This window comes from Methyloterricola oryzae (assembly GCF_000934725.1).
Lineage (GTDB): Bacteria > Pseudomonadota > Gammaproteobacteria > Methylococcales > Methylococcaceae > Methyloterricola > Methyloterricola oryzae.
In genome coordinates, this window is sequence record NZ_JYNS01000012.1 from 69,718 (window position 1) to 86,475 (window position 16,758).

Genomic DNA, 16,758 nt, shown 5'->3' on the forward strand with positions numbered 1-16,758 from the left:
CAAACACCCGCCCGATCCCTCAACTCCCTTGCACCGTTATGCGCCGATCCACATCCCTGTTGACCCTGCTCTTAGCGTTCTCCGTCAGCCGAGTCGCTTTTACGGCCTCCTACATCGACCCCGTGGGTCTTTGGGAAATCAACGGCACGTCCACCCTGCGCGCCAGCTTCTCAGGGCTGACCCTGCCTTCCAGCGTGGAAATCGGCGACACGCTTCAGTTCCATGAAGACGGGCGCATCAACTCCCAGTTGCTGTCCACCCTGGGTGACGGCCAGTGGCTCACGCCCAGGAAGAACGCTTACCGCATCCACTACGACGTGAGCAAATTCAGCGAATCTGACATCCCCAGCCTGTTGTTCCGTGTCGCCAACCTTTTCTCCGAAGCGGTGCTCAAGAACTTCGGCACCACCTTCATCGTCGAGGACATCAAGGTCAAGTCCTACCGCGACACCGGGAAGCTACTCGACAAAGGGCTGGCGATGAAAGGGAGCGTGAACATCAAGGCCAACCTCAAGTTCAAGACCGCGGAAGACCAAAAGACCGTCATCGCCAAGCTGGACTTCAGGACGCGCTATAAAGGCGAGCGCTACAGCGCGCCTTCCTCCTGCTGCAGCAGCGACGACGCCGCACAGAACCTCGCCGATAGTCAGGCTTTCCTGGCGGAGAACGCCACCCTGCCGAAAGTGCAGCGGACGGCCAGCGGCCTGCAATACCGCGTGATCGAGGAGGGGACCGGCATCCGGCCGGGCCCCACCGAAACCGTCACCGTGAACTACCGCGGCATCCTGCCCTCGGGTGAGCGTTTCGACAGCAATTCCAACGTGTCCTTTGCACTGGATCAGGTGATTCCCGGTTGGACCGAGGGACTGCAGCTCATGCAGGAAGGCGCCTATTACCGCTTTTACATCCCGCCGGAACTGGCCTATGGCGAAACCGGCAGCGGCTCCGGCATCAAGCCCAACACCGCCTTGATCTTCGACGTGCAGTTGCTGAAGGTCGGCGGCTGAAATCAGGCCTTAAGCCGCGCGGCGCCCAGCCCGCAGGGCACCAGTTGCGCCAGGAATGACCGGGCGCTGGACGCCCAGCTGAAGCCGAGGGCATAGCGCCGACAGTCATCCGGATTCAGTGCCAGGGCCCCAAGGGCGGCCGCCTTCAGGTCCTCGTCCAATATCCCCACCTTTCCACTGCGGACCACATCCAGCGGCCCTGGCACCGGCAGGGCCGCCACCGGGACGCCGCAGGCCAGGGCCTCCAGCATGGCCAGCCCGAAGGTGTCGGTGCGGCTGGGGAAGACCAGCACATCGGCAGCCGCCATGCAGCGCGCCAATTCCGCACCGCGCCGATAGCCCTGATACTGCGCTCCGGGAAAGCGTGCCTGCAATTCAGCGCGCTGCGGGCCATCGCCCACCACGAGCTTGCTGCCGGGCAGGTCCAGCCGCAGGAATCCCTCCACGTTCTTCTCCACCGCCAGCCGGCCCACGTAAAGGAAGACCGGGCGGGGCAAGCTCAACCAGGTCTTGTCGCCCGGCTTGAAAAGTTCCGTGTCAACGCCCAGGAGCCATAGGGCCGTACGCCGGAATCCGCGCGATTGCAGGATCTTGGCGAGAGACTCGCAGCCAACCAGAACCCGGGCGCTGCGCCGGTGGAACCAGCGCAGATAGGTGCGGCTGATCCATAGCGGAAAGCCTATGCGCAGTTTCAGATACTCGTCGAAGAAACTGTGGAACGAGCTGGTATAGGCCAAGCCGCGATGGCGGCAATAGCGCCGCGCCGCATAACCCACCGGCCCTTCCGTCGCGATGTGGATGGCGTCGGGCCGGAAGGCTTCCAGCAGTGGACGCAGCCTCGGCCCGCACAGGAAGGACAGGCCTACGTCCGGGTATCCGGGACAGGGCCAGGTGCGAAAGCGGTCCGGGCCGAAGATCTCCACCGCATGGCCCAGGCCTTCTAGCGCCTTCGCCAGGCTGGCCAGCGTCGTGACGATGCCGTTCACCTGCGGGTGCCAGGCGTCGGTGATCAGGGCGATTCTCATGGGGTCCGACCTAGTTCAAAATGCCGCTATGGAAAGACACCCCCTGCCCCGTGGCCTGATCATCGCCTACGCCCTGCCCCATCTGACTCATGCCGTCATCACCCTGCCCATGGCTTTGTTCATTCCGGCATTTTACGCCGAAGACATGGCCTTGCCCCTGGCGGGCGTGGGCGCCGCCATCGCCGCCTCGCGTGTGCTGGATCTGTTCGTCGATCCCATCATGGGCGTGCTCAGCGACCGCCTGCGCACACGCTGGGGCCGGCGCAAGCCCTGGATCGCCCTGGGCACGCCACTGATGATGCTGGCCACCTGGGCGCTGTTCGTGCCGCCGCCGCAGGTGTCGCTGATCTACGTGCTGGCCTGGTCCACCCTGCTGTTCCTGTCCTTCACCCTGGTGGACCTGCCCCACAAATCCTGGGGCGCGGAGTTGTCCACCGATTACCTGGAGCGGACGCGGGTGGCAGCCTGGCGCGAGGGCTTCGGCGCCCTGGGGCAGGTGATCTTCCTCAGCGTCCTGTCGGTGATGAGTCTGCTGGGTCATGGCGGCAACCGGGAGCAATTGTGGGCGGTCGCCTGCTTGATCGTGTTCAGCCTGCCGCCACTGGTCAGCCTGTGCCTGGCCAAGGTGCCGGAATTTCCCGCCGAGGAACTGCCCCAGCCCGGCGTCTCGGGCTGGGAGGCGCTCAAGCTGGTGCTGCATAACCGGGCCTTCCTGCGCACCCTGGGCACCCTGATGTTGTTGGGTTCGGCGGTGATGATCCAGGCGACCTTGCACAAGCTGGTGCTGACCCATGTGGTGGGACGCGCGGACCTGTTTGCCCCGATGATCCTGCTGGAGCATCTAGCCTCCCTGGCGGCAGTGCCGGTCTGGCTGGCCATCGCGCGGCGCATCAACAAGCACCGCGCCGTGCTGCTGGCGGCCCTGTGGGTGGGGCTGTGGAGCCTGGGATTTCCCCTTGTAGGGTCGGGAGACGCAGCGTTCTACGTGACACTGATCATCCTGCGCGGCAGCAGTTTTGCCGCCATCTTCATGCTCTCCAACTCCATCGCGGCGGACGTGCTGGATCAGGACATCCTCGCCTCGGGCCGCCAGCGCACGGGGATGTTCTTCGCCCTCTGGGGCATCGCCGTCAAGCTGGCCGTAGCTCTGGGCGTGGTGCTGGCCACGGCCCTCCCCGCCGCCTTCGGCTTCGATCCCACCGCCGCCAGCCAGCCGCCGGAGGCCATCATCTGGCTGCTGCGCGTCTACGGTTGGCTGCCCTGCCTGGTTATCGCACTGGGCGTGCCTCTGATGTGGAACTTCCCCATCGACCACGCGCGCCAGCGCCAGTTGCGCGCCGAAATCGCCGCGCGGCGCAAGGGCTGAGCGCCTCAGCGGGTCAAGGCCCGCACCGTGAAACGCACCTGGTCCTGGGGCTTGCCGCCGTCATCCAGCAGTTCCAGGGTGTGAGCGCCGGGGCGCGGCTGCCATTTGAAGACCGCTTGAGCGTCGGCCAGGCGCTGGCCGTCGAGTTGGAATGACCAGCCAGGCCGCCTCGGGCTGGCTGACAGCAGCAGCGCTTGATGCTCAACCGGAATATCCGGGTCCAGCGCGATAAGCACGCCGTCGGCCGGCGCCTCGATGCGGGCGCGGCGGGTGGCCGGGTCCGTCAGGCGCACCGTGGCGGTTTCCGTGCCGGCCAGGAACCATTCCTGGCGCGGCGGCTCCAGAGCCGGCTCGAAGCGCAGCACCTGGCGCTGCAGCCCGTCCGGTATAGCCGGTCCCTCGCCCGCGGCGCCGTCGTCGAGCGCCGCCATGATTTCCGCCCAGGCGGGCGCCGCGCCGCTGACGCCGGACACCTCGCGCATGGAATCGCCCTCGAAGTTGCCCACCCAGACGCCCACGGTGTAGCGGCGGTTGAAGCCGATGCACCAGTTGTCGCGCATGTCCTTGCTGGTGCCGGTTTTGACAGCGGCCCAGAAGCGCCCGGCCAGCGGATTGGCCAGGCCGAAGGTCAGGGCGCGGCTGCTGCGGTCGGCCAGGATGTCCGCGATGATGTAGGCCGCCGCCGGGTCGAGGACCCTCCGGCCAGGCTCCTCCGCCTCGTCCGGAAGCACCCGTAGCGGCCTGAGCATGCCCTCCAGGGCCAGCGATCGGTAGGCCTGCACCTGCTCCCAGAGGCTCACCTCCGCCGAACCCAGCGCCAGAGAGTAACCGTAATACTCGCCGCTGCGCTGGATGCCCGCGTAACCGTGTTCCCGCAACCGCTCGCGGAAGCGCTCCACGCCCACTAGCATCAGGGTGCGCACGGCAGGAATGTTCAGCGAACCGGCCAGGGCACTGCGCACGCTCACCAGCCCCTTGAACTCCCGGTCGTAGTTCTGCGGGATGTACAGCCCCGAAGCGGTTTTGAGATTGAGGGGCGCGTCATCCAGCAGGGAAGCCGCGGTGAGATAGCGCTTCTCCAGCGCCAGGCCGTAGAGAAACGGCTTGAGGGTGGAGCCCGCCTGGCGCGGTGCGCGCACGCCGTCCACCTGGGAGCGGGATGCGGAACCCGCCGAACCCACATAGACGAGAACGTCGCCGGTGGCGTTGTCCACCACCAGAGCCGCGCCGTCGCGCACATTGCTGTTCGCCAAGCCCTGCAACTGCCCGCGCAGGATCTGCAGCACACGCCGCTGCAGCCCCCCATCCATGGTGCTCTGCACCGACTGCCCCGGTTCGCGCAGCAGGCGGCGGGCCAGGTGGGGCGCGAGATGAGGAGATGGAGCGGCCAGGGCTTCGCGCTCCAGGGCCCCGGCCGCCTTCTGCGTCAGCGCGGCGCAGTCCGGCGACTGGCCCAAGGCATGGCCCAGGGCGCAGGCGCGCCGCGCCAGCGCGGGCGCGGCGGCGTTGGGTGCCCGTAGCATGGCGGCCAGCAGCAAACCCTGATCCGGCCCCAGGCCGGAGGGATGGGTGGCGAACAGCGCCGCCGAAGCGGCGGCGACACCCTGCAATTCGCCCCGAAACCCCGCCAGATTCAGGTAGGCTTCGAAGATCTGGTCCTTGCCCCAACGCTGCTCCAGTTCCAGCGCCGCCTGGATCTGGCGCCATTTCTGCGCCAGGCTGCGGCGCCCGGATGCGGGCCTGAGGGCCGGGTCGAGCAGGGATGCCAGTTGCATGCTGAGGGTGCTGGCGCCGCGCAATCGTCCTTCCCCGGCTCCGCCCAACACCGCACTGGCCAAGGCCCGCCAGTCCACGCCCCGATGCTGGTAGAAGCGCCGGTCCTCCGCCGACACCACAGCCTGCCTCAAGGCCTGCGAGACTCCGGACAGCGGCGTCCAGGCCAGCCGCCGCACGCTGAAATCCATGCGCTGCGCCTGCAAGGGCTCACCGCTGCGATCCAGCAGGGTGGCATCGGAAGGACGCCAGCCCTGCTTCACCGCCTGGAAATCCGGCAGGCTGCTCGCCGCCGCGCTGAACCCGAGCAGGGTGAGCGACAGCAGCCAGCACTGCAATCGGCCCGAGGCCGCGGTGAAACTCAAGGCGCGTCCCCGATCTCCAGCGCGGCGTTGGGCAGTTCCCCGAACATTTCCGGCGCGTACAAGGCTTCCACCCGGGTAGGCGGCAGTTCGAAGCGGCCGGGGTTGTTGAAGCGCACGGTGTATTCCAGCGTCCACTTCCCTTTCGGCACAAAGTCGTAATAGGCCCGCAGCGCATCGAAGCGCCTCTCCTGGAACACCGGCGACACCCAGCCTTCCTGGCGCTCGCCCGCCGTCAGCAGGCTGGAATCGCCTCCCAGCCCGGAACCCAGGATGCTGGCCCCGGCCGGGATGGGATCGTCCACCACCACCCAGGTCATGTCCGTCTGCGCATCCAGTTCCAGCCGCACGCGGGCCACATCGCCCCGGCTCCACACTCCGGGCTGGGCCTGTTCCACCCGGGTCACGCTGCGCTGGATGCTGTAACCGGTGAACAGCGGCTGCTTGAGGGGAATGGCCGCCCGCGACTGGATCAGCGCCCAGGGCTTGCCGGCGCCGTTGTGGGTCAGCTTGAGCTCCCCCGCTCCCGTCTCTGGCCACGGCAGGTTCAAGGCCGAATGCTGCGCGGTCTCGCTCCATTCCATCCCCTTGCTCGCTTCGCCGAGGCTGGCTTCCGTGTACCCGGTTACCTCCTGGGCTTCGAAGCGGCGGCTGAACTGATTCAGCGCAACCGTACCCCAGGCATTGGCCGGCGTGGTGAGCCAGTGGCCGGCCTGTTGCCGGCCGATGGCGCCAGTCACCAGGCGCGGCAGATCCTCGCGCCAGGACGGCAGATCCAGCAGGGTCAGGATGGCGCGGACGGCATTCTCGTCCGCGGAGACCATCAGCCACCATAGGGCGTCGCTGGCCTCGCTGGAGAAACCCAGGGTGGTGCCCTGCAGGTTGAGGCGGGACCTGAGCAGTTGCTGCGCCTCCTGCAGGCGCGCCGCCGATTGCGGCAATGCCGGCAGGTGCTGGAGTATCTCGATCCAGTCCAACAGGGCGGAAGTCGGCCAGTTCTGCGGATCCAGATTCAGGGAAGCCAGCATCTCGGCCTTGGCCTCCCCGTAGAGGGCCAGGGTCCGAACCGCCGCCAGCTTGCGCAGAACCAGGTCCGCCACGGGCAAGGCGGATGGGCGCAGCAGCTGGCCGCCAACGAAGCTCCGCAACCCGTCCAGCGCCTGGCGCTGCAGTTCAGACGGCAGTTCCCGACCGGACGCCTTGGCGATGGCCAAGACATAGGCCGTAAGCACGTCGCTGCCCTGCAGCTTGTCGCTGGCGAAATAGCGGAACAGGCCATCGCGGTCGACATAGGCCGGCAATTCGCGCTGGATACCCGACCACAGGCCGTCGTCGCCCAGGGCGACGGCGCGCGATACCCGCTGCTCCAGGCAGGCATAGGGGTAGCGGGTCATGTACTCGATCACCCCACCCAAACCGTCTCCCAAGCGGGCGCGCAGGGACACCCGCACGTCACCGCGTCCCGGCACGGCATCCTGAGGCCTGGCCACCGGCACATCGACCAGCTTGTCCACCTGCTGCAGGGTGGCCTGGAACACCCGCGTTGGCACGGCCGCGATTACCTCCTGACTGGATTTCATGCGGTCGCGGGCTGAACCGTCGCTGGCTTCCGCCGACACATCCCACTCCAGCCGCCGGGCTTCGGCCGGCACGTCGATGTCCCAGGCCAGGTCCCGCGCCTGCCCGGCCTCCAGTTCCAGTTGCAGGGGCGGCAGCTCACGGCCTGCCGCAGCGTTGCCCGACTCCGGGGCCTGCGACGCCGTGGGCGACGCCTCAAGACCCGCGACATGCGCGCCCACCTTCAGGGCCAGCTTGCGTTGGGAGGCGTTGCGCAGGGTGAAGATGGCCTTGAAGCGGTCGCCTTCCCGCACAACCGGCGGCAGTCCGGCATGCAGCATGAGGTCCTGGGTGCTGCGGATACTGGCCTCGCCGCGCCCGAAATGGTCGAGCCCGGCACTGGCGACCGCCGCCAGACGGAAGCTGCTCAGGGAATCGTTGAGCGGCACCTCCAACTCCGCCTCGCCATTGGCGTCCAGTGGCAGGCGGCCACGCCACAACAGCAAGGTGTCGAACAGCTCGCGCGCCGCCTGATGTCCGCCGCCGCCGCCATGGGGTATGGCCTTGCGCCCGTAATGGCGCTTGCCCACCACCTGCATCTGCGCCGTGGCGGTGTGCACCTCGATGCCGCGCTGCCCCATCATATGCTCCAGTAGCCGCCAGGACTCGTTGGGCTTCAGTTCCAGCAGCCCTTCATCCACCGCGGCCACCGCCACTTCGGCCTCCGGCGGCAGCGGCTGCCCGTTGGCCGCCTTTACAGAGAGCCTGACCTTGGCTTTGTCGCGCACCTTGTAGACCTCCCGGTCCGGATGCACCTGCACGTCCAGCCGGTAGGGCGACCAGCCGACATCGATACCCGCCAGGCCCAACCGGTAGGCCGGTTTGTTGAGGTCCACCAGGGCGGTTTCCGATACCCGGCGCTCCGCCAGCCCAAGCCGCTCGGCCAATGCCCGAAACCAGCCGAGGTGTTCCTCCACCCGGCCGCGCAGGGCCAGCACCGAGACATAGACGTTGGGTGCGTAATAGTCCTTGATGGGCAGCCGCAGCACCGGCTGCTTGCCGGAAAGGCGGGTCACGAAGGCATCCAGCACCCCTTCCCGCTCCACCGTGACCAGGGCCGTCGCCTCGCGAAAGGGCATGCGCACTTGAAACTGCGCCTCGGCGCCCGGTTCGTAGGCTTTCTGCTCGGGCAGCAGGTCCATGCGGTCGCTGGGCCCGCCGCTGAACCACCACTCGTCCCCACCCGCCACCCAAACTTCCTGGGTCGCGATGGCGGTGTTTCCCTGGGCATCCCGGGTTGCGGCGCGCAGCACCACCTCGCCGGAAATGCCGGGCTTGATATCGCAGGCGACGATGCCGTGGGCGTCCGTATTGCCGCGGCAGGATTGCGGCAGGCGCTTGATCTCGGTCTTGTCCTCATAGGCGTAAAAGCCACCGATCAAGCGCTTGCGATAGGAATAGGTGATCTTCTGGAACAGTTCCACCTGGACCGCCTGGGCCTGCAGCGGCTGGCCGCTGAGGTCCAGGGCCGCCACCTGGAAGCGCAGCTGCTCGGCGTTGGCCACCCAGCCATCGGGCTTCAACCCCAAGCTAAGGCTGGCGGGCCACAGCGGGATGCGCTGCGCCACGGTCATGCGCTCGCCGTTGGCATCCTGGAATTCCAGCTCCGCCAATAACTCGCGGGCCCCGTCCGGTACCGGCAGGTCCTTGACGGTGTAACGGGCCGCCCCCGCCTTGTCCAGGGTGAGCGCCACGGTCTGCACGGGGCTGCGTCCCGAGTCGTCGCGCTCTTCCTGAAATCCCTCGTGAACTTCCGCGCCGCCGAAACTGAAATCCTCATAGCCCTTGAAACTCAGGGTTTTGGGCTCCGTCTGGGTGCGCAGTTTGACAGGCGCGCCGCTGGCACCGCCGCCGCTGAGATAGCTCACGAACAGGTCCAACGTCGCGTCGCGGGCATTGACCAGGAAGGGCTGTGAGGGCTGGATCACCCCTTTCATGCTGGGCACGCGGAACTGCTCGACCCGGAAGCCGCCACCTTCCCCCCACCAGTTCTCGCCCCGGTACCAGCTCACCTCGTAGGTTCCCAGCTTGGCCTCGCGCGGTATGGCCCAGCTCGATTCGGCGATGCCGCGGGCATCGAAGGCCAGGGGCAGTTCGTACTTGTCACCGCTGCCGCTGTGGCGCACTTCCAATCGATCCGGCAGGGCTTCGGCGGGCAGGGCGAAACCCGACCCGGTACGCTGGCGGGCATAGTGCTTCATGGACACGGTTTCCCCGGCGCGGAACAGGGTGCGGTCGAACACGGTATGCGCCACCTTGGCCTGATAGGCGCTGCCCTCGCTCAGCTTGAAATCGCCGGGCTGCAGGCCCTTGTTCCAGGCCGAGACGGTAAAGCCCAGATCGCCGGCTTTGCGCGCGCTGACGAACAGCGGGTGAGCGTCGTTCCAGTCGGCGCACTCTTGCGAGCCGTTGGGTGCCGGCAGATTGCCGCCTTCAATTCGGGCGAGGCCGTCGGCATCGGTCTGGCCCCGCCAGACCTCCGCGCCGCTGCAGAAATCGCTGACGCGAATCTCGGCCTGCGCCACCGGCTGTGCCTGGTCCAGGGTGCTCACCCAGATGAGGGAGGATTCGCGGCCCCATTTCAGATGCACCGCCATATTGGTGACCAGAGCCGAGGTGGCCACATAACGCGGCCGGGTCTCGCCCAACAGCGCCGCGCCCAGTTTGGGACTGGCCAGTTCCACCACATAGAAGCCGGGATCCTTCAGGGGAATCCCGACCACTTCGAATTCCTTCCCGCCACCAGGCTTGGGCACCTCGATGGTCTGCGCCGGATCGCCGGCGGCAAACACCGATTCGCTGCCCGTCAGGTTGCGCCAGCGCAAGTCGCCATTGGGCAGCGTCTCGGACTCCATGCGCGTCTTGCCCGCCTCGGCCACTTTTTTCATCCAGCGCATGATGTCCTGGTCGTCCTGATCCTGGCGCTGAACCTTGCCGGGAATGGCCGGCCCAGAAGCCGGGGCCTGCTTACCCGCCACCGGCGCCTCCAGATTGCGCAAGGTGACCGGCAGCACGCCGCCTTCCTTCAGTTCCAGAATGCCGAACTCGCCGGAAAACTTGGCCAGCGGCGGCAACTCGTCGGTCTCCACCGCCAGCGGGAAGCTGGAGGCATTTTCCAGGGGCCGGCCGGCATCGTCGGTCAGACCCTCGGGAATGACGATGGTAAAGCGCTCTTTCTCCGGGAATGGCCCCTTGAAGGTGATGCGGTCCACCACCGGCGTCTTGCTGGAATCCACCGGCTCGGCGGGATAATCCTTGCCCTGGGTGCCGGCCAGATGGATGGTCCAGGCCTTGTCGGCCGGGATCGGGGCGCTGAAGCGCAGCGTCATGGGCAGCAAGGGCACGCACTGGGCATTGGCGTTGACGCGTTCGCACTGGAAACTGGCGGTGAAGGCGGGGCGGGTCTTGAAGCTCAACACCTGATCATTGTCGGTGACGATGCCGGCGGCCGAAGCGATACCTGCGCCCCACACCAGCCGGACCTCGGTGTCCGGCGGAAAATTACGGCGGCAGCGCAGGGCCAGCAAGCGGTCCTCGCCCCCGGCCTCATCGAAGAACCAGTCGTTATCCTGACGAAACTGCGCCGACAGCAAGGCGGCGCGCGCATCGCCCAGCAGGGGTTCCACCTCGATGCGCTCGGCGATCCCTTCCACCTCGCAGCGCGCTCCGCGCCGCACCGATTCCGGATCCGGCGGCGCGTCCAGCCGCAGCACGAAGGCCTGGGCCTCGTCGATGCCGCTGGCGCCCTCCGAAGGCAGGCTACCTAGGATCGATGGCCCGCCGGTGTCAAAAAGGTAGGGCCCCGGATCGCTGACGGGATGGCCCGCCAGATCCCTGAGACCGGGCTGCAAGAGGAACTCGCAGCGCAAGCCCGCCGGCAGGTCGGCGGCGAAATCGAAGACCCAGCTGCGTTCGTCCACCCAGCGTCCGCTGCCTGACGCGGGGCACCGGCGGCTGAAGGGGTCGGTCAGGCGCGGATCGCCAAAACGCACCATGGCCTCGCTGAACCGCGCCTGCACCTGGCGCACGCCCTTGACGCTGCCTTGCGGCGTGAACAGCTCCACTTTGGTCGTCGCGCTGGGCGGGGCGGTCTTGGCCTCGGCCGCGGTGAATAGCATGAAGGTTAGGAAATACAGCAGGAAGCGCATGGGGTCCTTGACTCCGTGTTGAATGGCCTGCCTGGGTCGCAGCTCACGCCGCCGCGGGCAGCCGGTCGATCAGTTCTATGTCACCGGGCTCCAGGGCTAGTTCGGTGGCAGCCAGGCTGTCGCGAATGCTCGCCACCCGGCTGGCGCCGGGTATGGGCAGCACATGTCCGCCCATGGCCAGGAACCAGGCCAGCACCAATTGGTAGGGGCTGGCCTGGTATTTTGCCGCCAGCCGCTTCAGCGGCTCGCAGCGCTGCAGGCGCACGTGGCCGTGATGGCCGCCCACCGGGCTGTGAGGAATATAGCTGATGGCGTGCTCGGCGCAGAAATCCAGCAATCCGTTGTCCAGATCGTCCCGCTCGAAGGGATTGCAACGGTTCTGCACGCTGGCGATGGGGGTCAGTGCGAGCGCCTGACGCAGCTGCGCCAGCGTGACGTTCGACAGGCCGATGTGGCGGATCTTGCCTTCCTTGCGCAGTTCGACCAGGGTTTCCAGGCTGGCCAGCAGGCCGACCCGCGTATCCACCGCATGCAACTGATACAACTCGATGCACTGCCGGCCGAGGGCCTTGAGGCTTTGCTCGCAGGAGGTGCGCAGCCATCCCGGACTGGCGTCTACCACCCAATCGCCCTTGGGCCGGCGCAATCCGCCCTTGGAGGCCACCACCACATCCTGGCTCCGCCCCAGCCGCTGCAGAGCCTGCGCGATAAGCCGTTCGTTGTGGCCCAGGTCGCCGTCGTCCAAGCAGTAGACATTGGCTGTGTCGATGAAACTGCCGCCCCCGTCCAGATAGGCCTGGATGACCGCGAACGCCTGATCCGGCTCAGGGCGCCCGGCGATGGAAAGCGGCATGGCGCCAAGGCCGATGCCGGAAACCTGAATACCGGTACTGCCGATTTCACGCAGGATCATGCTCTGCCTTGGCGTAGTCGTGGACAATAGCCCATGAAAGCATATTCAGGCCCGGGATGCGAACCCCTGCCGCGTGCGTCTGCCGGTTCAGGCAAACAGCTTCTCGAACTCCTCGGCGGGTATCGGGGGGCTGCGCAGATAGCCCTGGAACAGATCGCAGCCCTTCTCCCGCAGGAACGCGAGCTGGTCAAGCGTCTCGACACCTTCCGCCACTACCCGCAGCCGTAGGATGTGCCCAAGGGCAATGATGGCCGCGGCTATCTCCATGTCGCCCGTGTGCACGGGTATGTCCTCGATGAAACTCTTGTCGATCTTGAGCACGTTAAGGGGAAAGCGCTTCAGATAGGCCAGCGAGGAGTAACCAGTACCGAAGTCGTCGATGGCCAGGCGGACGTTCAAGGCGCGCAGTCCCTGCAGCAGTTCCACTACGTCGCTCTCGCGGTCCATGAGGGCGCTTTCGGTCAGCTCCAGTTCCAGATACGCGGCGGGAAATCGGGTCTCCGCAAGGACAGCGGCGACGGTATGGCGGATGTCACCGTAGCGAAACTGATGCATGGACAGGTTTACCGCCAGGTTCAGGGGCGGTAGTCCGGAATCGAGCCAGGCACGCCCCTGGCGGCAGGTCTCGCGCAGCACCCACTCCCCGATCTCGCCGATCAAGCCCGTCTGTTCGGCCACGGAAATGAAACTGCTCGGCGGAATGCGGCCTTCTTCCGGGTCGGTCCAGCGCAACAAGGCCTCCGCGCCGACGATGGCGCCGCTGGCGATGTCATATTGCGGCTGATAGTGGACCGACAGATTCTGCTGCCGGATCGCCCGACGCAGCATGGATTCCAGGCTGATTCGGCGCCGCGCGGCCTGGGTCAGCTCGTCCGAGAAATACTTGAAGTTCCCGCGTCCCTCGTCCTTGGCACGGTAAAGCGCCGCGTCCGCGTGTTGCAGCAGGTCTTCCGAGGTGCTCCCATGTTCTGGGTACAAGGCGATGCCGACACTGGTGCCGACCCGCACTTCCAAGCCATTGGACAGCCGCCAGGGTTCGTTCATGGCGCCGATGATATCCCAGGCCACGTGGGCGGCATCCTGGGGCTGGGCGAGATCTTCCAGCAACACGGTGAACTCGTCCCCACCCAGGCGGGTCACCGTGTCGGCACCGCGCAGGCGCTTGGCCAGCCGCTCCGCCACCTGACGCAGCAGTTCGTCGCCGGCCACATGGCCGAAGCTGTCGTTGACATCCTTGAAGCGGTCCAGATCCAGCATCAAAAGCGCCAGCCGCTTGCGTTCGCGCTTGGCGGCACTGAGGCTGTGCTGCAGCCGGCTGGTCAATACCAGACGGTTGGGCAGGCCGGTAAGGGGGTCGTGGTGGGCCAGGAAGTCCAGTTTATCCACCGCGTCCTTGATCTGGGATATGTCAGAGAAAATCCCCACGAATTGCTTCACTGCGCCGCTTTCATCCTTCACCGTGCTGATGCTGACCAGTTCTGGAAATACCTCGCCGCTCTTGCGCCGGTTCCAGATTTCCCCCTGCCAATGCCCGGTCTGCAACAAGTCCTGCCACAGCCGGTCGTAAAAGCTGCGGTCGTGTCGGCCGGACTTCAGGAACCTGGGGGTTAACCCCATGGATTCCTCCATCGTGTACCCCGTCATTTCAGTGAAAGCCCGGTTCATCAGGACGATGCGCTCCTCGGCGTCCGTAACCAGGATGCCTTCCCGGGAATTCTCGAACACCACCAGCGCCTGCCTGAGGCGCTCCTGCTGCAGTTTCAGCTCGGTGATGTCGGTGACGGTGCCCAGAATACCGGTGATCTGGCCAGCCGCGTCGCGCTCCGCCTCGGCGCGGCCGGCCACCCAGATCAAGTCCCGCGTGGAAGCGCGCAGGCGGAAATCCTGGCGAAACGACCGCCCATTCTGCAGGCACTCACCCCATGCCCTGGACACCTGCGGCAAATCCTCCTCGGCCACAAGCTCGAGCCAGGTCTCGCCGCACACGGTCCCGCTGGCAAGGCCGGTCAGATCGCGCCAGGTCTGATTGACGAAGATGCAACGACCCGCCCGATCCGCCCGGAAGATGCCCACCGGCGCCGAAAGGGCCAGGGTGTGAAACAGGTTTTGGCTCTTGCGCAGTTCATCCTCTACCCGTTGGCGTTCTCTCTCTGACTTGAAGTTGTCCAGCGCAAAACTGATATCCGTGGCCATCTCCTCGAACAGGCCGCGCACGTCGGGGTCGAACGTATCCATTTCTCGGGCATACAGCGAAAAGATGCCAACCACCTCGCCGCCTTGCCGGACCGGTAAGGCGGCCACGGCGTTCCAGCTGTGCCGCCCGGCCCGCTCGTGCCAGGGCAAGGTCCTGGCGTCCTTGAGAAAATTATCGAACCAACAGGCCTGCCCAGTGCGGATGGCGATGCCGCCGGGGCCCCGCCCCAAGGCGCTCCCTTCGTCGGCAGTGATCTCAAGGTCACGCAGGTATTCCTCGCCCTCGCCATACCAGGCGACGGGCACGACCCTGGAACTGCCAGCCTCCAGCAGGCCTACCCAGGCCAGTTCCACCCCCACATGCTGCACCGCGCTCCGGCAGACCTGCGCAAACAACTCGGCCTCGTCCAGGCAACGCACGATGGCCTGATTGCACTCGCTGAGTGCGGCGTAGACGCGCGACAAGCGCTCGATCTTGGTTTCCGCCTGCTTGCGCTCGCTGATATCGGCGGCGATGCCACATACCGCGTAGATCTCGCCGGACAACCGGCGGACGGGAAACTTGATGGACAGATAGGTATGGACGCCGTCATCGTGAGGCAGTCTTTCCTCGAACTGCAGCGGCTGTTGTGACTCCAGCACCTTTCGGTCGTTGCGTGCGAACGCATCGGCAAAAGTTTCTGGGAACAGGTCGCGGTCGAGCTTTCCCAGGAGTTGCTGCTCGGCAATATGGAACGCCTCCTGGTAATTCCGGTTGATCAGCAGATACCTGCCCTCGGGGTCCTTCATGAAGATGGTCAGGGGCGCGTTGTCGACGATGGCCCGCAGCTTGGCTTCGCTTTCGGCCACGGCACCCGCCGCATGGGCGGCCATTTCCCATTGATGCGACCTCTGGCGCTGCTGCCAGAGCATCAGCAGGGCCATGCTGGTGAAGGCCACCGTGAAAAAAGCGAAGAGGCTGACCCATACCACCAGTTCCAGCACCGGCGCCAGCACCTCGTCCCGATCCACTTTGGCCAACAGGCGCCAGTTGGTGCCCTGCACCGGCCGGAATGCCGCCAACACGGCATTGCCCCGGTAGTCGATGCCGCGCATCACACCGCTGCCGTCGGTCGCTATCGCGCGCGCCGCTGGCAGTTGAAGATCAAGCGGCAAACGCAGACTCAAAGGCGGGTCGTCGCGATGGCGCAATTTGTTGATAAACAGAACAAAGTTTCCATCCCTTCGCACCAGGAGCGACTCGCCGCTCCCACTCACCGTGGGCCAGGTCTGGATCAGGGGGAACAGATACCGCTCCGGCTCCACATGAAGTACCACAGTGCCGGCCAGGGGCATGCCGGGGGCATCGCGAAACACGATGGGCACGATCCAGTCCAGATGCAGCGTGCCGTCTTCATCCCGGTCAATCTCGGTGCGTGTAACGGTGCGCGAAGCCTGCGCCCTTTGCATGAATTCTTTGATCGCGGCAGGCATGACGCCGCGCTCGCCCGCGACCGCCAGTGTCCGCCCTTCGGGGCTGAACACCGATATCTGGTCGTACGCATACGCTGTGCGTAGATTTTCCAGGCGTTCTAAAAGCCGGTTGACCGATCCCGGGTCATCCGGATGCATGGCACCGGCCTGGACCAGATCGGCAAACCCGCGACTGGTTGCCAGTGCGAAGCCGTCGCCATCCCGCTCCGCCAGCCAGCCTTCAATTTCCTCCACCTTGAGGCGGGCAATGGCGGTGAGATTGGACAGGGCCTCCCGTTCTACCTGCGGACTGTGCACCCTGTAGATGCCATAGCCGAGCAGGGGGGCACCCAGGGCCAGACCAAGGAAGGTAAGGATGAAATAGCGCTGGCCCCGCTGATAGGAAAACGTCCCTGTGGGCGAAGGCGAATCGGGAGGGGCCAATTTGGCCTTCAGCAGGAAATACAACAAGCCCGCTGTGAACAGGACGAACCCAAAGCCCTTGACCGTGCTGATGCGGACCAGCAAGGCCGGACTGTCGACGATCAGGCTCAGCAGGCGGTCGGACACCGCAATCCAGAGCACACCAAAAGCCGCGTAGGCAACGGCCACCGCACTGGGCGAAAAGCGTCGGCTCATAACGGCTCGGACATGGTATGGCTCCCTTGCGCACCCAGCGTGCTGCCGGACCGAAATGCGCTGACTCGCGAAATACTAGTGCATTGTGCAGAAGATCGGGCGCCTTGTAACGGCTGCTTGGGGAACGTGGTGATTCTACTGAGGCCGAGAACGCAGGCCAGGCGGCGAAGACTTGATGTGCACGCGGCAAGCCTTATGAGCAGGATGTGATGGAAAATGGGCCTTTGGCTTCTCCTTCAGACCTGATAAAAAGATAAGGCAAC

7 protein-coding genes are annotated in these 16,758 nt (G+C 65.8%); 2 read left to right on the forward strand and 5 right to left on the reverse strand.

The window, feature by feature from the left end; translation table 11 throughout:
- The first annotated feature begins 38 nt into the window (after window positions 1-38).
- The gene (locus tag EK23_RS24245) at window positions 39-1,007 is read left to right on the forward strand and encodes an FKBP-type peptidyl-prolyl cis-trans isomerase (protein WP_158002523.1); all 969 of its coding nucleotides are present in this window, start codon (window positions 39-41) and stop codon (window positions 1,005-1,007) included.
- A 2-nt stretch (window positions 1,008-1,009) separates the two neighbouring features.
- On the opposite strand, the gene EK23_RS15340 is transcribed toward EK23_RS24245, so the two are convergent.
- Window positions 1,010-2,032 carry a glycosyltransferase family 4 protein gene (locus tag EK23_RS15340; protein ID WP_045226256.1) on the reverse strand — a complete coding sequence of 341 codons (1,023 nt, stop codon included), beginning with the start codon at window positions 2,030-2,032 and terminating at the stop codon, window positions 1,010-1,012.
- Window positions 2,033-2,060: 28 nt separating this feature from the next.
- Here EK23_RS15340 and EK23_RS15345 point away from each other — a divergent pair, with 28 nt between their 5' ends.
- Window positions 2,061-3,398, forward strand: a complete 1,338-nt coding sequence (locus tag EK23_RS15345; protein WP_045226257.1) for an MFS transporter — start codon at window positions 2,061-2,063, stop codon at window positions 3,396-3,398.
- Between the two features lie 5 nt (window positions 3,399-3,403).
- On the opposite strand, the gene pbpC is transcribed toward EK23_RS15345, so the two are convergent.
- The 4 genes from pbpC to EK23_RS21935 all read right to left on the reverse strand — a co-directional run bounded on the left by pbpC (window position 3,404) and on the right by EK23_RS21935 (window position 16,495).
- Entirely contained in the window at window positions 3,404-5,536 is a 2,133-nt protein-coding gene (gene pbpC, locus EK23_RS15350; RefSeq protein ID WP_052808232.1) for a penicillin-binding protein 1C, read from the reverse strand.
- Window positions 5,533-11,298: an alpha-2-macroglobulin family protein gene (locus EK23_RS15355; RefSeq protein WP_052808233.1), complete on the reverse strand. Its 5,766-nt coding sequence runs from the start codon at window positions 11,296-11,298 to the stop codon at window positions 5,533-5,535. Before EK23_RS15355 ends, pbpC begins: the two co-directional genes overlap by 4 nt.
- Window positions 11,299-11,341: 43 nt before the next feature.
- Window positions 11,342-12,211 carry an aldo/keto reductase gene (locus EK23_RS15360; RefSeq protein WP_045226258.1) on the reverse strand — a complete coding sequence of 290 codons (870 nt, stop codon included), beginning with the start codon at window positions 12,209-12,211 and terminating at the stop codon, window positions 11,342-11,344.
- Between the two features lie 87 nt (window positions 12,212-12,298).
- Entirely contained in the window at window positions 12,299-16,495 is a 4,197-nt protein-coding gene (locus EK23_RS21935) for a bifunctional diguanylate cyclase/phosphodiesterase (protein WP_052808234.1), read from the reverse strand.
- Window positions 16,496-16,758: the final 263 nt, after the last annotated feature.